This window comes from Thermomonospora cellulosilytica (assembly GCF_014138835.1).
In the GTDB taxonomy this organism is placed as follows: domain Bacteria; phylum Actinomycetota; class Actinomycetes; order Streptosporangiales; family Streptosporangiaceae; genus Thermomonospora; species Thermomonospora amylolytica.
This window is the reverse complement of record NZ_JACJII010000001.1, coordinates 1135386-1155124: the sequence shown is the minus strand read 5'-3', so window position 1 is coordinate 1155124 and position 19739 is coordinate 1135386. Positions and strand designations below refer to the sequence as shown.

Genomic DNA, 19739 nt, shown 5'->3' with positions numbered 1-19739 from the left:
GGGACGGCGGGTCAGTCGAGCGGGACGTCCCAGAACGCCAGCTCGTGGCGCATGCCCTCGAGGAACAGGCGTTCCGCGCGGGCCCGGTCCGGGGCCGCCTCGTCGATCATCTCGCCGATCCGGCGGGCCAGCGCGGCGAACCCGGGGTCGGCGTAGGTCTCCACCCAGCGCCGGTACCGGGGCTCGGCCGGGGGGTTCTCGGCCAGGATCGCGCCCAGCGCGGAGTAGCCCCACATGCAGGGGTAGAGCGCCGCCAGCCCGTCGCGGTAGGCCGCCGCCGAGTCCAGCAGGAACTCGGTGTAGGCCGCGCACGCCGCGCCCTTGCGCGCCCCCTCCAGGTCGGCCCCGAACTCCGCGGACAGCGACCGGTGCAGGTCCAGTTCCTCGTGGAACGTCGAGTGCGCCAGGTCGACCAGATCGCCCAGGTGCCCGTCCGGCGCCTGCCAGGCCAGCCGCGAGAACACCCGGACGTAGTCGAGCAGGAACAGGTAGTCCTGCTCCAGCCAGGACCGGAAGACCCGCTCGTCCAGGTCCCCGTTCGCGATGCCGACCACGGTCGGGTGCTTGAGCTGCTCCTCGAGCAGCGGCCGCCCGAGCTCCTCCAGATGCGCGGCAAGACTCATGTCCAGCAGTGTCACACGAACCCGACCGGTGACCACAAACCGGACCCGGAGGTCACCCGGCGGGCCAGGCGGCCATGGCCAGGTCGGCGATCCGCCGCAGGGTCCGGGGTGAGGCCCCGTCCTGGGCCTGGCGGGACATGCCCTGGATGGTGGCGGCGTAGAAGGCGCCCAGGGCCTCGGGGTCGGTGCCGGCGGGGAGGCGGCCCGCGACGACGTCCGCGCGGATCCGGTCGACCAGCATCCGTTTGCTGCGCGCGCGCATGCGGCGCAGGTCCTCCTCGACGTCGGCGGACTCGGGACCGCAGTTGGTGGCCGCGGAGATGATCATGCACCCGGCCGGGTGGGCGGGGTCGGCGTAGGTGTCGGCGGCCTCGCGCAGCACGCGTTCGACGGCCGCGCGGGCGGTGGGCTCCTCGGCCAGCGCGCGGGCGAAGAACGCGCCGTGGGTGCGCTGGTAGCGGTCCACGGCCTCGCCGAACAGCCGGCGCTTGTCGCCGAACGCGGCGTACAGGCTGGGCGGGCGGATCCCCATCGCGGCGGTCAGCGAGGCGATGGAGGTGGCCTCGTAGCCGTGCCGCCAGAACTCCTCCAGCGCCCGTTCCAGCGCGGTGTCCCGGTCGAACGCCCGTGGTCTGGCCATGCCCCGATTCTATAGCGAACGATAAAAAACTGCGCTACGGTTCTGTTCTGTAGCGAACGCTAAAGAAAGGGGCATCCTCATGCTGCACGGCAGGACCGCACTGGTCACCGGGGCGGGCCGCGGCATCGGCCGGGCGATCGCCGAACGCCTGGCCGCCGACGGCGCGCTGGTCGCGGTGCACTACGCGCGGGACGACGCCGCCGCCAAGGACACCGTGGCGACGATCGAGGCGGCCGGCGGGCGGGCCTTCCCCGTCCGCGCCGAGCTGGGCACGGACGGCGACCTGGACGCGCTCTTCGCCGGGCTCGACGACGGGCTCCGCGCCCACGACGCCGGCCCCGAGCTGGACATCCTCGTCAACAACGCCGGGATCAGCCCCCAGGGCGGCCCCGAGGACACCGCCCCCGAGACCTACGACCGGGTGTTCGCGGTCAACGTCAGGGCGCTGTTCTTTCTCACCCAGCGGGCGCTGCCCAGGCTCCGCGACGGCGGCCGGATCATCAACATCACCACCGGCGCCACCCGCATCGCCCTTCCGGAGAAGATCGCGTACGCCATGTCCAAGGGCGCCGTCGAGGTCTTCACCCGGACGCTGGCCCAGCACCTCGGCCCCCGCGGCATCACCGTCAACAACGTCGCCCCCGGCATCATCGACACCGACATGAACGCCGACTGGCTCCGCGGCGACCCCGATGCCTGGGCGCACGCGGCGGCCTACTCGGCGTTCAACGACGTCGGCCGTCCCGAGGACGTCGCCGCCGCCGTCGCCTTCCTGGCCCGCGACGACGCCCGCTGGGTCACCGGCACCACCCTCGACGCCACCGGCGGCTCGCGGCTCTGACCCGGCACGGGCCGCACGGCCCGCAGGGCGGGGCGGCGGCGTCAGTCCTGCTTGTAGGTGTATCCGGGGTCGGGCAGGCCCTCGTCCTCCGGAGCGTCCGCCTGCCGCGGGACCCCGGGGTCGAGGCCGTCGCCCTCGTCGGGCTCGTCGGGCTCGGTGTCGAGCTGGGGCCGGGGGCGGCGGCGTCCGCTGATCCTGCGGGCCAGGGGTTCGGCGCCGCGGGCGAGCAGCGGACCGGCCACCGCGAGGATCAGCACGTACGCCGCGGCCAGCGAGCCCAGCGCGTCCAGCCCGGGGTCGGCGCCGCCGGAGACCGCCAGCCCGGCGATGACGATGTTGAACTCGCCGCGCGGGGCGAGCGCCGCGCCGGCCCGGATCCGGCCGGTCAGGTGGACGCCCGCGCGGCGGGCCGCCAGCCATCCGCTGCCCAGCTTGGTGCCGATGCCGACGACCGCCAGCAGCACCGCCACGCCCAGCATCGGCGGCAGATCCGCCGGATCGGTGTGCAGCCCGAAGAACACGAAGAACACCGCGGCGAACAGGTCCTTCAGCGGCGTCAGCAGCCGCTGCGCCTGGTGCGCCAGCGGCCCGGACAGCGCGATGCCCATCAGGAACGCGCCGACCGCCGCCGACACCTGCAGCTGCGAGGCGATCCCGGCGACCAGCAGGGTCAGCCCCAGCACCTTCAGCAGCAGCACCTCGTCACTGGGGCTGGAGACGAACCGCTCCACCAGGTTCCCGTGCCGCAGCGCGACGTAGAGGATCGCGGTCACGGTCAGCGCCGCGACCGCCAGGCTCTGCATGCCCGCGACCAGCCCGGCCCCGGCCAGCACCGTGGTGAGGATCGGCAGGTACACCGCCATCGCCAGGTCCTCGAAGACCAGGACCGACAGCACCGCCGGCGTCTCCCGGTTGCCCAGCCAGCCCAGGTCCCCCATGACCTTCGCGGCGATCCCCGAGGAGCTCACGTACGTGACGCCGCCCAGCGCCAGCGCCCCCACCGGCCCCCAGCCCAGCAGCAGTCCCGCGATCACGCCGGGCGCGGCGTTCAGCACCAGGTCCGCCAGGCCGACCGGCGCGGAGGTGCGCAGCGTGCCGACCAGTTCCCCGGCGGTGTACTCCAGGCCCAGCGTGAACAGCAGCAGGATGACGCCGACCTCGGCGCCGATCTCGACGAAGTGCTCGCTGTTGTCCAGCGGCAGCAGCCCGCCCGCCCCGAACGCCAGGCCCCCGATCAGGTACAGCGGGATGGCCGAGACGGAGAAGCGCACGGCGATCGACCCCAGCACACCGAGGGCCAGGATGATCGCGCCGATCTCGATGAGCTGTGTCGCGATCGAGTGCATCCCTCACCCGCTCGCGAAGATGCGGGCGACCGCGGCGGTCCCCTCCGCGGTCCCCACCACGACGACCTTGTCGCCGGCGGAGAACACGAAGCCGGGACGCGGGCTGGCGATCACCTCGGCGTTGCGGACGACCGCCACGATCGACGCCCCCGTCCGCGACCGCGCCCGCGTGTCCCCCAGCGTCCGCCCGTCGTACGGCGACCCCGCCGCGATCGGGACCTGCTCGGTGACCAGCCCCTCCACCTGCTTGTGCAGGTCGTTCAGCCGCTCGACCACCTTGCCGGTGCCCAGCAGCTCGGCCAGGAACCCGGCCTCCTCCGCGGTGAGCTGCACCGTCACGATGCAGGTGTCGGGATCCTGCTTGTCGTAGACCGCCAGATCCCGCCGCCCCGTCCGGTGCGACACCACGCCCACCTGCCGCCCCCGGCTGGTGGTGAACACGTGCTGCAGCCCGATCCCGGGCAGCGATGTCCGCTCGACGTCCACGGTGACCCCTTCCTGAACCGGACGAACCGCCCATCCGGCCGCCGTGACGAGGTTATCGGCACCGCACGACGGGCACCGAACGGCGCCGTCGCCCTCAAGGCCATCACCGACGCGGCCCTCAAGGACGCCTGACCCCGCCGCACCGGCTCACCCGGACCGCGGCGGAAGCCCCAGCCTCGCGCGTGCCTCGTGGTACATCCGCACGACCTCGGCGCGCACCTGGGCCCGTTCCGTCAGCCGTTCCGCGAACGGGATCCGCACCGGCACCGGCCGCCCCGCCACCTCGGCGGAGAACTCGATCCCGTCCGCGTCCAGCCCGGTCATCACCGCCGCCGTCGCCTCCGCCTGACCGCCCAGCGCCCGGACGATCAGCACCGAGTCCTCGGCGTGGTCCTCGTTCATGTGCCGGCAGACCGCCTCGACCACCTCGGCGGTGAACGGGTTCCGTTCCACTGCGATCCCCTCCTCGTCTGTGCGGGTCACGCGCCGTTCCCGGCGAGCGGGCGAAGCGCGGACAGCACGCGCGCGACGTCGTCGGCGGTGTTGAACCCGTGGAACCCGAACCGCAGCGCCCCCGCCCGCGCCGTCGCACGGATCCCCGCCTCCCGCAGTACGGACAACGCGGCGTCGGCATCCGGAACGGCCACCGACACGATGTGACTCGGCACCTCGCTCGGCAGGCACTTCAACCCCAGCTCGGCCAACCCCTCGCGCAGCATCCCCGCCAGCCCGAGGCAGTGCTCCTCCAGCGAAACGGGGTCGAGCGCACCGACCAGGTCCAGCGCCACGGCCGCCCCCGCCCACGAAGGCCAGCACAACGACATGTCCAGCCGCCGAGCGTCCTGCGCGTACTCCAGCGGCCCCCCGTAGTACTCCGTCCAGGGCCGCGGCCCGCTGTGCGCGTTGGGCGCCAACGGCACCAGCTCCTCAAGCCGGTCGGGCCGCACGTACAGCCAGGCGGCCCCCCGCGGGCACAGCAACCACTTGTACCCGTGCACCGCGACGAAGTCCGGCCGTACGGCCTCCGGCAGCCGCAGCACCCCCGCGCTCTGCGTGGCGTCGACGAACAGCCGCGCCCCGACCTCCCGGCACCGCTCCGCAACGGCCACCAGATCCACACGCGCCCCGGAGGACGACTGCACATCGCTCACCGCGACCAGCGTCGTGTCCTCGGTGATCGCCTCGATCAGCGCCGTACTGCGAAGCACCCCCTCCGGCATCGGCACCTGATGCACCCGCACCCCACGCCGTTCGGCCGCCAGCCAGGGAAAGACCACGCTCCGGTACTCCGCGTCCCCCACCACCACCCGGCTCCCGTCAGGCAGCGAAGCGGCCACGGTGGAGGCCCCCTCCGCCACCGACTGCACCAACGCCACATCAGCCGGGGAGACCCCGAGCACCCCGGCCATCATCCGCCGGGAATGCTGCGCCGGCCGATCCCGCTCCTCCCAACTGGAGGAGTCCCACTCCGCCAGCTCGGCCCGGACCGCCTCCACCACCCGCCGAGCGCCCGGCCCGCAACTGGGCGTGAACAACCAGCACACCCACTCCAGCACCGGAAACTCGGCCCGGAACCGCTCCAGCTCCATCCAGACCCCCCATCCCACACGGCACATCTTCTTCGCCCCACACCGTGGGCGTCCAAGATCCACCGGTCAACCCCGCGGCACGAGAACGGCCGTCCCCTGGAGACGATCTCCCCGCCCCGGGATCGACCTGGACCGGGGAACCGCCGTCGTCCGGCCCGGCCGGCGGCCTTCAGGAGAGGGCTCGGCCGGGGCGTAGGCCGCGGAGCTTGTCGGGGTTGAGCTGGAACCACAGGTTCCGGAGGCGGCCGTCGGCCACGTCGAAGGTCAGCGCGCCGATGGGCACGCCCCCGGCGGTGAGCAGGACGCCCGTCTCGCCGTTCACGGTGGCGGTCTCCAGGGTGACGCCGGCCGCCTGCGGCTTGGCCAGGACGCCGAGCACCCAGCGGGCGACATGGTCGGCGCCGTGCAGGGGGCGGCGGGCGGCGGTGACCTTGCCCCCGCCGTCCGACCATGCGGTCACGTCCGGGGCGAGCAGTTCCATGACCGCGTTCAGGTCGCCGCCCGAGCAGGCCGCGATGAACCGCTCGGTGATCTCCTCGCGCCGGGCCCGGTCGGTGTCGAAGCGGGGGCGGCGGGCCCGGACGTGCTCGCGGGCGCGGTGGGCGATCTGGCGGACGGTCGCCTCCGGCCGGTCGAGGATGCCGGCGATCTCGGCGTGCGAGTACCCGAAGACCTCGCGCAGCAGGAACACCGCGCGCTCGACGGGGCCGAGGGTCTCCAGCACCACCATCATCGCGGTGGAGACGCTGTCGGCCAGTTCGGTCTCCGTGGCGGCGTCGGGGGAGGTCAGCAGCGGCTCGGGCAGCCACGGCCCGACGTAGGTCTCCCGGGTCGCCCGGGCGGAGGCGAGCCGGTTCAGCGACAGGTTGGTGACCGTCCGCACCAGGTACGCCTTCGGATGCCGGATCGCGGCGCGGTCCGCCGAGTTCCAGGTCAGCCACGCGTCCTGGAGAACGTCCTCGGCGTCGGCGACGCTGCCCAGCATCCGGTAGGCGATGCCGAACAGCAGCCGCCGGTGTTCGATGTACGGATCCGGCTCGGGCGTCGCGTCGCTCATCGGCTCATGCTCTCAGTGCGCTGATCCGTGCTGGAGGCCGGACGATCGCGGCGGGCGGCGCCTGCAGGGGTCGTCGTGACGCCGCCGCCGTCGTCGTCAGGCGGCGGGCCTGCGGGTGGCCCGCCCGCCCTTGGAGAGGGTGGCGCTGACGTTCATCCGCTTGCCGAGCCGGTACAGCTTGATGGGACTGCCGCTGACGGTCTCCTTGTAGAGGACGGCGGCACGCCCCTTGAGGTAGGCCCGCCGTGGCGTGTCGTCGGCACGGGTGAACTGGATGACGGCGTCACGACGCCCGAGGCTGACCGGCTGGTGGAAGTAGCCGAACCGGAACGGCTTGACCGGCCTGCCGCGCAGCAGCCGGGCGATGGCGTCGGCGGTGTACTGGGCGGTGGGCATGCCGCTCTGGCAGGTGCCGTGGATCCGCCCCCAGGCCATCCGGATCGCGGCGGCGTCCCCGATGGCGTGGACGTCGGGATGGGACACCGACCGGAGCGTCGGGTCGACGACGACCAGCCCTCGTTCGTCCACCGCGATCCCCGCGTCGCGGGCCAGCGAGGGCACCTTGACGCCCGCGGTCCACAGGCACACGTCCGCCGGAACGATCTCACCGCCCTCCAGTTCGACGGCGTCGGGCAGCACCTTGGTCACCCGCGCCCCCACCTTGACGGTGACGCCGAGGCGGTCCAGCGCCCGGCGCAGATGGGCCCGCGCCTTGGCCCCCATCATCGCCCCGGGCTCGGCGACGCCGATCAGCGTGACGTCCAGCCCGGGGTACGCCTCCGCGATCTCGGCCGCCGCCTCGACCCCGGTCAGCCCGCCGCCGCACACCGCGACGGTCCCGCCGGCCGCTCCGAGCTCCCGCAACCGAGCGGCGAGGCGGGCGGCGCCCCCCGCCCCGTCGAGCGTGAACGCGTGAACGTCCGCCCCCGGGACCCCGCCGGTGTCGGCCGAACTGCCCAGGGCGTAGACCAGGGTGTCGTAGCCCAACGTGACCGCGCCGTCGTCAACGACCACGGTGCGGCCCTCGGGGTCGATGGCGGTGGCCGTTCCCCGCACGAACGTGACACCGGTTCCGGCCAGCAGGTCGGTGATCCGATGCTCGGCCAGCTCCTGTCCGGCCGCGACCTGATGCATCCGCAACCGCTCGGTGAACCGCTCCGAGGGATTGACCACCGTGATCCGGACGTCCATGCGCCGGGTCCGCCGTGCCAGCCGGATCGCGGCCAGCATCCCCGTGTACCCGGCCCCCAGGACGACGACGCGATGTCCGCTTCTCATCCCTGCTCACTCCCATCGAGGCCCGTACTGCCATGACGCCCATGGGACAAACACCCCCGCCCCCACGTGACACCCCGAGAATGTGACCCCGGTCACACACCCTGACCTGCGGCGGGACGGCCGGGCCGGGTGGGCGGCTCACAGGTCGCGGCGCCGGAAGACCACCGCCGCGAGCCCCAGCAGGAGGACGACCCAAAGGCCGGTCCAGGCGAGGTAGGCGGTGGTGAGCGGGGCCTGGCTCAGGAACGGGAAGTCCCTGAACGCGGGGAACTGCGCCAGCACGGTCGGGTCCTGGAATCCGTGCATGGCCCCGCGCCACAGGCCGTCGGTCGGCAGCAGCATCCGGGAGACGGTGCCGACCCGGGCCATGCCCTCGCTGCCGAGGGCCTGGCCGACCCCGCCGACCACGCCCGCGATCCAGGTGGCGCCGAAGAGGCCGACCGCCACGATGCCCGACGCCATCGGTGAGATGACGGTGGACAGCAGCAGGCCCAGGGTGAGCAGCACGGCCGTCTGCGCCGCCAGCAGCGCCAGGCCGGTCACCGGCTGCGGCGGCCAGTAGCCCACGGTGGCCCGGACGATGAGGAACTGGGCGAGCCCGGCCACGGCCACGAAGCCGCTGCCGAAGACCACCAGCCCCAGCCACTTGCCCAGCAGCACCGACGAGCGGCGGACCGGCCGCGCCAGCATCGCCAGCGCCGTCCCCGACTCGATCTCGCCGGCCATGGTGGGGCCGGCCAGGAACGCCGTGCCGAGGGCGGCGATCAGGCTCAGGCCGAACATCACCAGGTTGAGCACCTGGGAGGCCGCCAGCCGGGCCTCTCCGCTGGTGAGCGTGCCGAAGTTGGCGTCGAGCCGGGAGAACCCCCAGGCGCTGAGCGCGAGCAGCACGACCGTCATCACGGCGAGCGAGCGCAGCACGCGCCGGCGGGCGGCCTCCTGGAGGGTGAGGGCGGCGACGGTGAGCACGGTACGGGCGGTCATCGGCGGTCCTCTCCGGGATCGGCACGGAGGATGTCCAGCAGCCGTTCCTCGAGGCTGATCCGCACGGGCTCGACGGCGTGCACGCGCACCCCGAGGCCGACCAGGTCGGCCACCAGGTCCGGCACGGTGGCGGCGTCCTGGTCGGCGGGCAGCGCGACGGTGAACGAGTTCCCGCTGCGGGTGAGCCGTCCGGCGGCGGCCAGCCGCGCCTCCGCCTCCGCGCTCACCCCGTCGAGCCGCAGCCGCAGCTCGCGCCGCCCGAGCAGTTCGGCCAGGGTGCCGGAGGCGGCGACCCGGCCCTTGTCGAGGATGACGACCCGGTCGCAGACCCGTTCGACCTCGCCGATGAGGTGCGAGTTGAGCAGCACGGCGACCCGGCGGGCCTTGAGGGACAGCAGCAGGTCCCGCACATCGGCACGGCCGATCGGGTCGAGGGCGCTGGTGGGCTCGTCGAGGACGACGAGTTCCGGGCGGGCCACCAGCGCGACGGCCAGCCCGAGGCGCTGCTGCATGCCCTTGGAGAAGCCGCCCACCCGGTCGCCGGCGCGGTCGGCGAGGCCGACCATGGCCAGGCACTCGCGCCGCTCCCGGGCCGGCACCGGAACGCCCGCGAGCCGGACGTGCAGATCCAGCACCTCGGCGGCGGTGAGCCACGGCTGGTACCGGAAGAGCTCCGGCAGGTAGCCGACGCGGGCCCGGGCCCGCGGGTCCCGCGCCGGCCGCCCGAGCAGCAGCACGTCCCCCGCGTCGGGCCGGACCAGGCCGAGCAGGATCTTGATGACGGTGGTCTTGCCCGCTCCGTTCGGTCCGAGCAGGCCGACCACCTCGCCGCGGCCGACGGCGAAGGACACGTCGTCGACCGCGGTCCGCCGCCGGTACCGCTTGCGCAGGCCCGAGCACCACACCGCCGGTGCGGGGGGCAGCTCGGCGAGCAGCCGCTCGGCGGAGTCGAGGGAGGGTCCGCCCTGGCGGGCGGTGGGGTCCGCGTTCACCGGTGCCACCGCAGCCCGCGGGCCACCGACAGCACCTCGTCGGCGCTCAGCGAACCGGCCACCGCGGTGACGACACCGTCGTCCGCCCAGAACACGCCCGCCATCGCGCCGTCCCGCGAGGTGAGCACCGTGGCCGGCACCCCGCCGACGTCGGCGGTGGAGCTCACCAGCCGCTCGGGCGTCGTGAACAGGGGCAGGGTCGTCCCGTCACCGGAGAACCCGCGCAGCTGCGACGCGACGTTCTCGGGCAGGACCCGCAGGGACAGCAGGTAGTCGCGGGCCGTCTCGAACGGGACGCCCGAGGAGTACGCGGTGGGTGCGGCCGCGCGCGCCACGATCAGCGCCGGCACGGGACGGCCCTCCGACCAGACCACGGCGAGCCCCGGCCCCGCGACCAACCGGAACTGGCTGCCGTCAAGGCCCGGAGGCGGTGGCGGCGCCGCCCTGCCGGCCGCCGCGGCGGTCCGCGCCGTCTTCTCGGCCGAGAAGGTGAACACCCCGCTCACCCGGCCGACGACGTGGTACGCGGGTTCCCCCGTCACGCCGCGGGGCAGCGCGCCCACCCGTGGCACGGACAGCCCGGTGGCCTGCCGCGCGGCGGCGGCGTCGGCGACCTGGCGCACGTCGATCTTCTCGGTCACCCGGAGTTCGCCGAAAGCGGACAGATCGGGCAGCTTGACCAGGTCGGCCCGGGGGGCGGTGACCGGGGCGATCTGCTCGGTCCGGAAGACCTGCAGCCAGTCCACCGCGGCGGCGGCACTGACCCCGGTCAGGAGGGCGACGACGCCGAACACTGCGACCACCGGGCTGCGCAGCGCCGTACGCCACCGGCGGGCGGGGGCGCCCGCCCCCGCCCGCCGCCGCTCCTCGGCGGCGACCGCGCGCGACAGGCGCCGCCACCCCTCGTCCACGTCCACGGCGAACTCGGCGCTCAGCGCAGCGCCGGCGACCGCAGCGTCCTCCTGGGCGGCCGCCAGCCCGGACAGGCACACCGGGCAGCCGGCGATGTGCTCGCGGTCGGCGTCGGCGACGCCGTCCGGCTCGTCCAGGAGCCGGCGCAGCGTGCCGTCAGTCGGATGGCGCATGACGGTTCAACTCCTTGCGCAGGGCGGACTCGGCGCGTCGCACGGTGGTGCCCACGCTGCCGGGGGACAGATCGAGAGCGGCGGCGACCTCGGCATAACTGAGACCGCTGTGCCGCAGGACGAGGGCGACGGCCTGCTTACGGGGAAGCCGCGCCAGCGCCGCCCGCACGCGGCGGCGCTCCTCGCGGGTCACGACCGCGTCGGCGACATCCGGGCAGACGGCGTCACCGCCATCGGCGGCCTCCTCACGGGAGGCGCGACGACGGCTGGAGCGAAGGTGGTTCAGCGCGGTGTGCGCCGCGGCGACGGACAGCCACCGCAACGCCTCGCCGGCCGGCACCGAGGAGCGCCCGAACGCCAGGAACACCTCCTGAGCCACGTCCTCGGCCTCGTCCCGGGAACCGAGCACCCGAGCGGCGACCGCGACGACCCGCGGATAGGCCGCCCGGAAGACCTGCTCAAGATCGGCTCGAACAACCCCTCGTCCCGGACGACCCGAACCCACCACGCCGTCCTCCCGCCCGGCCCGCCCGACCGGCGCACCGTGCCCTTCCCCGGACAGAACGGCCGGCGGCGCGACCGGTGCACCCGCACCATGCCCCACAACGTCCACACCTGTAGAGCACCGCCGACCCCCCACATGTGACACCACCCAGCAAGCAACGCCCCACCCGCCCAAACCCCCTACGCGCCCCCACACGAACGCCCCGCACACCACCCCAAGCACAAGCCACGCCCGCCGGCCCCCACCCGGGAAACCGCCCCACCCCCACAGGCGACGATCACACCCCAGCGCACCCACGATCTAAGCGCGTATCTCGAAGTCCTGCGCGTAACCAGGGCGTCTTCCCGGCGGCCAAAGGATCGGCTCCCCGTCCGCGTTACACGCAGGACTTCCGGCAAGCCGCTTAGACGCGAGTCCCCCGGCCCCCGGCCCCCAGCCCCCGCAGAGTGTCTGGTCTGACCAGCCGATACCAGGGTAGAAACCAGACCTGGCCAGCCTCTTCACAACCCTGCAAGTCCCCCAGAACCACCAAGCCTGCACCCACCGAAGCCGGGGGTCGTGGGGGCGGAGCCCCCACACGCGGGGGGCTCCGGGGGGTCGTCCCCCCGGGAAAATGACGAGGGGCCGCAGGGAGGAGGCGAAGCCTCCGACCATGCGGCCCCTAGCCCCGAGTGGGCGAGGAGGGATTTGAACCCTCACGTCCTTGCGGACACACGGACCTGAACCGTGCGCGTCTGCCGTTCCGCCACCCGCCCTCGTCTGGGTGCTCGAAAAGATTAGCACGGGTCAGGGAGTGGTTCGGTACACGCATACTGCCTGCGAACCCGAGCACGGATACGATCGTCTACCAGTGGAGAAAGGAGGTGCCCGTGGGTGTCCTACAGCGCTTCGAGCGACGTCTTGAGGGCATTGTGGAGGGTGCCTTCGCTCGTGCGTTCAAGTCGGAGCTGCAGCCGGTCGAGGTGGCCAGCGCCGTACAGCGCGAGATGGACGAGCGCGCCGCGATCGTGGCGGCCGGGCGCACACTGGTGCCGAACGACTTCGTCGTGGAGATCTCGCAGGCCGACGGCCAGCGGCTGGCGGTGTACGCCGACAGCCTGAGCCAGGAGCTGGCCAACCTGGCCCGCGAGTACGCCAAGGAGCAGGGGTACTCCTTCGTCGGCCCGGTGCGGGTGCGGTTCGAGAACGTGGGCGACCTCGCGACGGGCATGTTCCGGATCCGTTCGGGGGTGATCCGCGGGTCCACGGTCGAGGGCGGGGAGATCCGCCGGCCGGCCAGCGACCTGCCGCCGGGCCGGGCCGGGGCGTTCCCCGGACGGCCGCGGCTGCTGGTGACCACCGCCCAGGACGTGGGGCCGAGCACGCAGCAGACCTACGAGATCACCACCCCGGTCACGCTGCTGGGCCGCGGCACCGACTGCGACCTGCGCCTGGTCGATCCGGGGGTCTCCCGGCACCACGCCGAGATCCGTGTGGAGGGTCCCGAAATCGTCCTCGTGGATCTAGGGTCGACCAACGGCTCCTTCGTGAACGGCAACCCCATCCGGCGGGTGACCCTCGTCGACGGGGCCCGGGTCACGATGGGCCGGACCACTCTCGTGTTCCGCCGCGATAGGGAGTAGCCCCCACTCCGATGTCCGAATTCACCCTCACGCTGATCAAGCTGGCGTTCCTCGCGGTGCTCTGGCTGTTCGTCATCGCGGCCGTCGGCGTGATCCGGGCCGACCTGTTCGGCTCCTCCCGGGCCGCGGCGCGCGCCGCGGCGCGGGCGCGCGCCCCCCGGCAGCCGCGTCAGCCCCGCCAGCCCCGCCAGCCGCGGCGGGCCGCCGCCCCGCAGCCGCGCGGGCCGCGCCAGCTCGTCGTCACCCAGGGCGATCGGGCGGGCATGACCCTCGACCTGTCGGCGGGGGCCCCCATCACCATCGGTCGCGCCAATGACTCCACGATCGTGGTCTCCGACGACTACGCTTCGAGCCGGCATGCCCGACTTTTCGCGCAGGACGGTCAGTGGATCGTGGAAGATCTCGGCTCGACCAATGGGACCTATCTCGGACACACGAAGGTGACCCGACCTCAGCCGGTGCCCCTCGGCGTCCCGATCCGTATCGGCCAGACCGTGATCGAGCTGCGCCCATGACCATAGGAATCCGTTACGCCGCACGCTCCGACGTCGGCATGCTGCGCGAGGGCAACGAGGACTCGGCGTACGCGGGCGCGCACCTGCTCGCGGTCGCCGACGGCATGGGCGGGCATGTCGGCGGGGAGATCGCCAGCGCCGCGGCCATCGGCGAGCTGCGCAAGCTCGACACCGACCTGCCGGCGGGCGAGCTGCTGGCGGCGCTGGAGCACACCGTCAAGGCGGCCAACGACAAGTTGAGCCGGATCGTGGAGTCCGATCCGGCGCTGCAGGGCATGGGCACCACGCTGACCGCGATGCTGTGGTCGGGCAGCCAGGTGGCGCTGGTGCACATCGGCGACTCGCGCGCCTACCTGCTGCGCGACGGCAGCCTGTTCCAGATCACCCACGACCACACGCTGGTGCAGTCGCTGGTGGACGAGGGCCGGATCAGTCCCGACGAGGCCGCCTCGCACCCGCAGCGTTCGCTGCTGCTGCGGGCGCTGGACGGGCGCGGCGAGGTGGATCCGGACCTGTCGCTGCGCGAGGCCAAGGTCGGCGACCGCTACCTGCTGTGCTCGGACGGGCTGTCCGGCGTGGTCACCGCCGAGACGATCTTCCAGGTGCTGACCGAGTACGCCGATCCCGAGCAGGCCGTGCGCCAGCTGATCGACCTGGCCAACCGGGGCGGCGGACCGGACAACATCACCTGCGTGGTGGCCGACGTGATCGAGCTGGGGCCGGGCCAGGCGCCGCCGCAGTCCTCGCCGCTGGCGGTCGGGGCGGCGGCCAACGCCCCCCGCACCGACCTGCCGGACGCCGGCCCGGCGGCCCCGGGCGGCGGTCCGGCCGGGCCGCCGCCGCCCCCGCAGGGGCGGTCCGACACCCCGGCGGGCCGTGCCGCGCAACTGCGCGACACGATGCCGCAGCCGCCGGTGGTGGTGGACGAGATGCCGCCGCCTCCGCCGCAGGCGGCCGCCGCCCCGCTGCCCGAGCCGCGCCCGATGGGGCATCCGGTGGACCCGTTGCACCAGGCGCCGCCGCGCGCCCCGCGGCGCCGCTGGACCTGGCTGATCGTCGCGGTCGGCGTGGTCGTGGTGGGACTGGCCGGGGCCGGTGCGTTCACCGTGCACTCGATGCGCAACGACGGCTACTACGCCACCGACGAGAACGGCCGGATCGTGGTCTACAAGGGCCGGCCCGAAAGCCTGCTCGGGCTGAGCCTGCACACCAGGGCCGCCCGGCAGCCGAGCCCCCCGATCCGGGTCGCCGACCTGCCGCAGCACCTGCAGATGGACCTCAAGAACGGCGTCATCGACCTCAAGGGCGCCGACGGCTGGCAGAACCTGGCACGCCAGGTCTGCAGGTACGTTCTGATGGCCGAGGGCGACCGGGTGGTCGTCGTGCAGGGCAGCGACCAGAACGGCTGTGAGGCGAAGCTGGTGACGGACTCCCAGATCAAGCTGGCCGAGCTGCCGGCCTCCGACCGGCAGGCGGTGCAGGGGGGCAAGCTGACGTTCACCGACCGGCAGCAGGCCCAGAACAAGCTGAACGAACTGCAGGCCCGGCGCGACGCCTGCCGCAACCCGGCCACCGCCGGCGGCATCCCCGACTGCCCGCGGGCGGGCGAGGGAGGCGAGCGTCCCTGATGACCTCACCCCCCGAACAGGTCCCCGTGGTCAACCAGCCGCGCAAGGCCGCGTGCCTGGCGCTGCTGGTGTTCGCCATGGTGATGACGCTGGCGGCGTTCGCCGAGGTCGGCCTGGCCCGGGACGGCCGGATCCCGACCGGCCTGTTCGGGTACGGCGGCGGCCTGGCGGTGCTGGCCGGGGCCGCGTACTACGTCCAGCAGCGGTTCGCCCCGTACGCCGACCCGCTGCTGCTGCCGCTGGCGGTGGCGCTGAACGGGCTCGGCCTGGCGATGATCTACCGGCTGGACCTGTCCACCAGCCGGGACGTGCAGGACGCCATCCGGGACGGCAAGAAGGTGGTCAGCTCCGGGCTGGCCGAGGCGGGCACCCAGCTGCAGTGGACCTTCGTCGGGATCCTGCTGTTCGCGCTGACGGTGCTGCTGCTCAAGGACTCCAAGATCCTGCAGCGCTACATGTACACCCTCGGCGCGTGCGCGATCATCCTGCTGATCCTGCCGGTCGTGCCGGGGCTGGGCGCGGAGATCAACGGCGCCCGGGTGTGGATCTTCATCGGCCCGTTCTCGGTGCAGCCGGGCGAGTTCGCCAAGCTGCTGCTGGTGGTGTTCTTCGCCGGCTACCTGGTCAACAAGCGGCAGGCGATGTCGCTGGTCGGCAAGAAGATCGGCCCGCTGTCGCTGCCGCGCGCCCGGGACCTGGGCCCGATCATGGTGATCTGGGTGTTCGGCCTGGGCATCCTGTTCGTGCAGAAGGACCTGGGCACGGCGCTGCTGTACTTCGGGCTGTTCGTGTCGATGATCTACATCGCCACGCAGCGGATCTCCTGGGTGCTGATCGGCGTGGGGATGCTGGCGCTGGGCGTGCTGGTGGCCACCCAGCTGCCGTTCCTGGGCCACGTCAACCAGCGGCTGAGCATCTGGCAGAACCCCGAGCCCTACTTCGACGGCGGCTGCCTGCTGCCCAGCGGCAACGTGGTGTCGGTGGCGCCGGGCACCCAGCCGTACATCGACGCCGGCAACACCCTCGGCTCCGGGCTGGTCGCCTGCGCCAAGATGGGCGGCGACTACGCCGACAGCGCCCAGCTGATGAAGGGCCTGTTCGCGCTGGGCGAGGGCAGCGTGCTGGGCAAGGGGCTGGGCCAGGGCGAGCCGTGGCGCACCCCGCTGGCGTTCAGCGACTTCATCTTCGACTCGATGGGCGAGGAGCTCGGCCTGACCGGGCTGATGGCGATCCTGCTGATGTACGCGCTGATCGTGCAGCGCGGCATGAAGACCGCCATCGCCGCCCGGGACCCGTTCCTCAAGCTCTTCGCCGGCGGTGTGTCGTTCGTGCTGGCGCTCCAGGTGTTCGTGATCGTCGGCGGGGTCACCCGGCTCATCCCGCTCACCGGTCTGACGACGCCCTTCCTCGCCCAGGGCGGCTCGTCCCTGATGGCCAACTGGATCCTGATCGGCGTGCTGGTGCGGATGAGCCACCAGGCGCGCCAGCCCGCTCCCCAGGCGATCCAGGACGAGGGCATGACGCAGGTGGTGAGCCTGCGATGAGGACCGACGGGCGGCGAGCGATCGGGGGACGGCGCGCATGAACCTGAACATGGACAAGCCGCTGCGGCGGGTCACCGTCTTCGCCCTGCTGCTGATCTTCGCCCTGATGGTGCAGGTCAACTACATCCAGGGCGGCCAGGCCGAGAAGCTGCAGACGCACGACCTGAACAACCGGCAGTTCCTGGACGTGTTCAAGCGCCCGCGCGGCAAGATCCTGGCGGGCGGCGAGGTGCTGGCCTCGTCCCGGCAGCAGCCCGACAGCGAGAACTACGCCCGCTTCTACAAGGACGGCGAGATCTTCGCGCCGGTCACCGGGTTCTTCAACGGCGGGGCCAGCGGGATCGAGCGGGCCTACCACTCGCTGCTGGACGGCCGGGACAAGCGGATCACCAACCAGCGCTGGTTCGACCAGTTCATCGGCAAGCCGGCGCTCGGCGCGGACGTGGAGACCACGATCATCCCGGACGCGCAGCGGCGCGCCTACCGGGAGCTGGCGCAGGCCAATCCGAACCTGCGCGGCGCGGTCGTGGTGATGGACGTGCGCACCGGCGCGATCGTGGTGATGGCCAGCTACCCCTCGTTCGACCCGAACGAGGTCGCCCCGCAGACCGGTGAGAAGGGCGCCAGGCGGCTGGTCGAGCTGGAGGGCAAGCCGGACGACAAGGGCCAGGTCAACCAGCGCAACAAGCAGCTCAAGCCGCTGGTGAACAACGTGCTGGAGGACACCTTCTTCCCCGGCTCGTCGTTCAAGGCGGTGATCGCCGCCGCGGCGCTGGAGAACGGCCTGACCAAGGACTCCAGCGTGCCCGCGCCGTCCACCTACACGCTGCCGGGCACCCGCACCCAGCTGCCCAACAGCCACGAGGGCGGCGCGTGCGGCGGTGCCGGACAGGCCCCGCTGATCCTGACGTTCGCCGAGTCCTGCAACACCACCTACGGCATCCTCGGCGCCGAGCAGATCGGCATCGACAAGGTCCTGGAGACCAACAAAAAGTTCAGGTACGACCAGCGGATCGAGGTCGAGCCGGACCTGCGGACGGTGCCGAGCAAGTTCCCCGACATGAACCAGGCCGAGACCGCGCTCGCCTCGATCGGCCAGGGCAACAACACCGCCACCCCGCTGCACATGTGCCTGGTGGCCGCGGCCGCCGCCAACGACGGCCAGATCATGAAGCCGTACCTGGTGCAGCGGGTGCGCGCCGCCGACCAGAGCGTCATCGAGGAGGCCGACCCGCGGGAGCTGACCCGGGCGATGTCGGCCGGCGACGCCGAGCAGCTCGCGGACATGATGCGCGAGGTGACCCGCACCGGCACCGCCAAGGGCTTCCCCCAGCTCGCCGGCAAGACCGGCACCGCCGACTTCGACGGCGTCGAGTTCAACAACCGCTGGTTCGTCGGGTTCGCCCCGGCCGACGAGCCGCGGTACGCGTTCGCCGTGATCACCCAGGGCGTCGGCTCCGGTGGCGAGGCCGCCGCGCCGATCGCCGCGAGCGTGATGCGCGAGGTGCTCAGGAAGTGACCTCCGCGGGCCTCGTTCTGGACTCCCGGTACCGGCTGCTGGAGCGGCTGGCCACCGGAGGCATGGGCGAGGTCTGGCGCGGCGACGACGAGCTGCTCAGCCGTCCGGTCGCGGTGAAGCTGCTGCGCCAGGAGCACGTGTCCGACGAGCAGGCGCGGGCGCGCTTCCGGGCCGAGGCGCGGTACGCGGCGGCGCTGCAGCACGCCGGCATCGCCCAGGTGTACGACTACGGCGAGCACGACGAGCGCGCCTACCTGGTGATGGAGCTGGTGCCGGGCGAGCCGCTGTCGCGGATCCTGGCGCAGCGCGGCCCGCTCAGCCCGCAGACCACGCTGGACGTGGTCGCGCAGGCGGCGCGGGCGCTGCAGGTGGCGCACTCGGCGGGGATCGTGCACCGGGACGTCAAGCCGGGCAACCTGATGGTCAGCGCCGACGGCACGGTCAAGATCACCGACTTCGGCATCGCCCGCGGGCTGAGTGTGAGCACTCTCACACAGACCGGCATGGTGATGGGGACCGCGCACTACGTCTCCCCCGAGCAGGCCTCCGGCCAGAAGGTCACCTTCGCCTCCGACCTGTACTCGCTCGGGGTGGTGGCGTACGAGTGCCTGACCGGGCGCCCGCCGTTCGACGCCGAGCAGCCGGTGGCGATCGCCCTCAAGCACGTCCGGGAGGCTCCGCCGGAACTGCCCGAGGAGGTGCCCGAGCCGGTCCGCGGGCTGGTACGGGCGATGCTGGCCAAGGATCCGGCCGACCGTCCGGCCAGCGCCCAGGAGGTCGCCGACGAGGCGTACCTGATCCACGACGCGCTGGTGGCGGGCGAGCCGCTGGAGGGGCTGTACGGCGCCGGGTTCCCGGTGGATCCCGGGGACCGGGCCACCGCCGCGGTGCCCGGGCCGGAAGACCCGGATCCGCGGAACGCCGGGATCCCTACCGCATGGTCCGACTTGGACGGTGGCGACACGCCGGATACCCTCGCGGGGGTAAAGTCTCCGGATTCGGACGGCAATGCGAGGTTCGCCACCGTCGGCACACCGGCCCGGGGACCGATGCAACGGCGCATCATGCTGGTGGCCGCCTCCGCGGCGGCCGGGGTGCTGCTGCTCGGTTTCGTCGTGGCCGGGACGCTGGGGCGCGGACCCGCCTCGGCCGACCTGCAGGAGACCACGGACCGGGCGCCGTCCACGGCTCCCGGCTCCACCCGTACGGTCCCGTCCGAGGTACCGTCGTCGGCGGGTCCGAGCGGCCTGCCGGTCCCGGTCGACAGGCCGACGTACGGGAACAACTCCACCGCGTCAACGACACCGACGCCCAGCGCGTCCTCTACGGGGAGGCCCACCACCCCGCCGCCCAGTCCGACGACCTCCGAAAGGCCACCAACGACGAGCCCACCGCCGAAGACTCCCGACCCTGGATCGACAGAGCCGGAGCCCGAGAACCCGGGCGGCGAAGGACTACCGTCGCAGTAGGTGTAGACGTACGAGG

At 72.9% G+C, this 19739-nt stretch carries 19 protein-coding genes and 1 tRNA gene; 7 read left to right on the top strand and 13 right to left on the bottom strand.

Going from position 1 to position 19739, the window contains the following annotated elements; genetic code table 11:
• Nucleotides 1-11: 11 nt before the first annotated feature.
• Entirely contained in the window at nucleotides 12-623 is a 612-nt protein-coding gene (locus tag HNR21_RS05575; RefSeq protein WP_119726374.1) for a TenA family protein, read from the bottom strand.
• Between the two features lie 52 nt (nucleotides 624-675).
• On the bottom strand, nucleotides 676-1263 hold the full coding sequence (locus HNR21_RS05570) for a TetR/AcrR family transcriptional regulator (protein WP_182704336.1): 588 nt from the start codon (nucleotides 1261-1263) through the stop codon (nucleotides 676-678).
• A 79-nt stretch (nucleotides 1264-1342) separates the two neighbouring features.
• Here HNR21_RS05570 and HNR21_RS05565 point away from each other — a divergent pair, with 79 nt between their 5' ends.
• Nucleotides 1343-2104 (top strand): SDR family oxidoreductase, encoded by a 762-nt coding sequence (locus HNR21_RS05565; RefSeq protein WP_182704335.1) that lies wholly within the window; start codon nucleotides 1343-1345, stop codon nucleotides 2102-2104.
• A 41-nt stretch (nucleotides 2105-2145) separates the two neighbouring features.
• On the opposite strand, the gene HNR21_RS05560 is transcribed toward HNR21_RS05565, so the two are convergent.
• The 11 genes from HNR21_RS05560 to HNR21_RS05510 all read right to left on the bottom strand — a co-directional run bounded on the left by HNR21_RS05560 (nucleotide 2146) and on the right by HNR21_RS05510 (nucleotide 12181).
• Complete coding sequence (locus HNR21_RS05560; protein ID WP_182704334.1) at nucleotides 2146-3450, bottom strand: cation:proton antiporter; 1305 nt, start codon at nucleotides 3448-3450, stop codon at nucleotides 2146-2148.
• Nucleotides 3451-3453: 3 nt separating this feature from the next.
• Nucleotides 3454-3936, bottom strand: a complete 483-nt coding sequence (locus HNR21_RS05555) for a cation:proton antiporter regulatory subunit (RefSeq protein WP_182704333.1) — start codon at nucleotides 3934-3936, stop codon at nucleotides 3454-3456.
• Between the two features lie 147 nt (nucleotides 3937-4083).
• Nucleotides 4084-4419, bottom strand: coding sequence for a DUF2470 domain-containing protein (locus HNR21_RS05550; protein WP_376766575.1), 336 nt, complete (start codon nucleotides 4417-4419; stop codon nucleotides 4084-4086).
• Complete coding sequence (locus HNR21_RS05545) at nucleotides 4416-5543, bottom strand: aminotransferase class V-fold PLP-dependent enzyme (protein WP_220500045.1); 1128 nt, start codon at nucleotides 5541-5543, stop codon at nucleotides 4416-4418. The genes HNR21_RS05550 and HNR21_RS05545 overlap by 4 nt, the downstream gene beginning before the upstream one ends.
• Nucleotides 5544-5694: 151 nt before the next feature.
• The gene (locus HNR21_RS05540) at nucleotides 5695-6582 is read right to left on the bottom strand and encodes an RNA polymerase sigma-70 factor (RefSeq protein ID WP_182704332.1); all 888 of its coding nucleotides are present in this window, start codon (nucleotides 6580-6582) and stop codon (nucleotides 5695-5697) included.
• 96 nt (nucleotides 6583-6678) lie between these two features.
• Nucleotides 6679-7860, bottom strand: coding sequence for an NAD(P)/FAD-dependent oxidoreductase (locus HNR21_RS05535; protein ID WP_182704331.1), 1182 nt, complete (start codon nucleotides 7858-7860; stop codon nucleotides 6679-6681).
• 138 nt (nucleotides 7861-7998) lie between these two features.
• Nucleotides 7999-8844 carry an ABC transporter permease gene (locus tag HNR21_RS05530; RefSeq protein WP_182704330.1) on the bottom strand — a complete coding sequence of 282 codons (846 nt, stop codon included), beginning with the start codon at nucleotides 8842-8844 and terminating at the stop codon, nucleotides 7999-8001.
• Entirely contained in the window at nucleotides 8841-9836 is a 996-nt protein-coding gene (locus tag HNR21_RS05525) for an ABC transporter ATP-binding protein (protein WP_220500044.1), read from the bottom strand. Before HNR21_RS05525 ends, HNR21_RS05530 begins: the two co-directional genes overlap by 4 nt.
• Nucleotides 9833-10921: a hypothetical protein gene (locus HNR21_RS05520; protein WP_182704329.1), complete on the bottom strand. Its 1089-nt coding sequence runs from the start codon at nucleotides 10919-10921 to the stop codon at nucleotides 9833-9835. The genes HNR21_RS05525 and HNR21_RS05520 overlap by 4 nt, the downstream gene beginning before the upstream one ends.
• Entirely contained in the window at nucleotides 10905-11534 is a 630-nt protein-coding gene (locus tag HNR21_RS05515) for an RNA polymerase sigma factor (RefSeq protein ID WP_220500043.1), read from the bottom strand. Before HNR21_RS05515 ends, HNR21_RS05520 begins: the two co-directional genes overlap by 17 nt.
• A 564-nt stretch (nucleotides 11535-12098) precedes the next feature.
• A tRNA-Leu gene (locus HNR21_RS05510) sits at nucleotides 12099-12181 on the bottom strand.
• A gap of 114 nt (nucleotides 12182-12295) precedes the next feature.
• Here HNR21_RS05510 and HNR21_RS05505 point away from each other — a divergent pair.
• From HNR21_RS05505 to HNR21_RS05480, 6 genes are read left to right on the top strand one after another with little or no spacing between them, the layout of a single operon-like run.
• Nucleotides 12296-13048: an FHA domain-containing protein gene (locus tag HNR21_RS05505; RefSeq protein WP_182704328.1), complete on the top strand. Its 753-nt coding sequence runs from the start codon at nucleotides 12296-12298 to the stop codon at nucleotides 13046-13048.
• Nucleotides 13049-13059: 11 nt separating this feature from the next.
• The gene (locus HNR21_RS05500) at nucleotides 13060-13563 is read left to right on the top strand and encodes an FHA domain-containing protein FhaB/FipA (RefSeq protein ID WP_182704327.1); all 504 of its coding nucleotides are present in this window, start codon (nucleotides 13060-13062) and stop codon (nucleotides 13561-13563) included.
• Entirely contained in the window at nucleotides 13560-15191 is a 1632-nt protein-coding gene (locus HNR21_RS05495; protein WP_182704326.1) for a PP2C family protein-serine/threonine phosphatase, read from the top strand. Before HNR21_RS05500 ends, HNR21_RS05495 begins: the two co-directional genes overlap by 4 nt.
• On the top strand, nucleotides 15191-16735 hold the full coding sequence (locus tag HNR21_RS05490; RefSeq protein WP_182704325.1) for an FtsW/RodA/SpoVE family cell cycle protein: 1545 nt from the start codon (nucleotides 15191-15193) through the stop codon (nucleotides 16733-16735). The genes HNR21_RS05495 and HNR21_RS05490 overlap by 1 nt, the downstream gene beginning before the upstream one ends.
• A 37-nt stretch (nucleotides 16736-16772) precedes the next feature.
• Entirely contained in the window at nucleotides 16773-18254 is a 1482-nt protein-coding gene (locus HNR21_RS05485) for a peptidoglycan D,D-transpeptidase FtsI family protein (protein ID WP_246441977.1), read from the top strand.
• Nucleotides 18251-19723, top strand: coding sequence for a serine/threonine-protein kinase (locus HNR21_RS05480; RefSeq protein WP_312880858.1), 1473 nt, complete (start codon nucleotides 18251-18253; stop codon nucleotides 19721-19723). The genes HNR21_RS05485 and HNR21_RS05480 overlap by 4 nt, the downstream gene beginning before the upstream one ends.
• Nucleotides 19724-19739: the final 16 nt, after the last annotated feature.

Coding starts and splice junctions, on each gene's coding strand:
- HNR21_RS05500 (WP_182704327.1), top strand. CDS start 13,060: ATGTCCGAATTCACCCTCACGCTGATCAAGCTGGCGTTCCTCGCGGTG.
- HNR21_RS05520 (WP_182704329.1), bottom strand. CDS start 10,921: ATGCGCCATCCGACTGACGGCACGCTGCGCCGGCTCCTGGACGAGCCG.
- HNR21_RS05540 (WP_182704332.1), bottom strand. CDS start 6,582: ATGAGCGACGCGACGCCCGAGCCGGATCCGTACATCGAACACCGGCGG.
- HNR21_RS05490 (WP_182704325.1), top strand. CDS start 15,191: ATGACCTCACCCCCCGAACAGGTCCCCGTGGTCAACCAGCCGCGCAAG.
- HNR21_RS05570 (WP_182704336.1), bottom strand. CDS start 1,263: ATGGCCAGACCACGGGCGTTCGACCGGGACACCGCGCTGGAACGGGCG.
- HNR21_RS05495 (WP_182704326.1), top strand. CDS start 13,560: ATGACCATAGGAATCCGTTACGCCGCACGCTCCGACGTCGGCATGCTG.
- HNR21_RS05485 (WP_246441977.1), top strand. CDS start 16,773: ATGAACCTGAACATGGACAAGCCGCTGCGGCGGGTCACCGTCTTCGCC.
- HNR21_RS05565 (WP_182704335.1), top strand. CDS start 1,343: ATGCTGCACGGCAGGACCGCACTGGTCACCGGGGCGGGCCGCGGCATC.
- HNR21_RS05530 (WP_182704330.1), bottom strand. CDS start 8,844: ATGACCGCCCGTACCGTGCTCACCGTCGCCGCCCTCACCCTCCAGGAG.
- HNR21_RS05575 (WP_119726374.1), bottom strand. CDS start 623: ATGAGTCTTGCCGCGCATCTGGAGGAGCTCGGGCGGCCGCTGCTCGAG.
- HNR21_RS05535 (WP_182704331.1), bottom strand. CDS start 7,860: ATGAGAAGCGGACATCGCGTCGTCGTCCTGGGGGCCGGGTACACGGGG.
- HNR21_RS05560 (WP_182704334.1), bottom strand. CDS start 3,450: ATGCACTCGATCGCGACACAGCTCATCGAGATCGGCGCGATCATCCTG.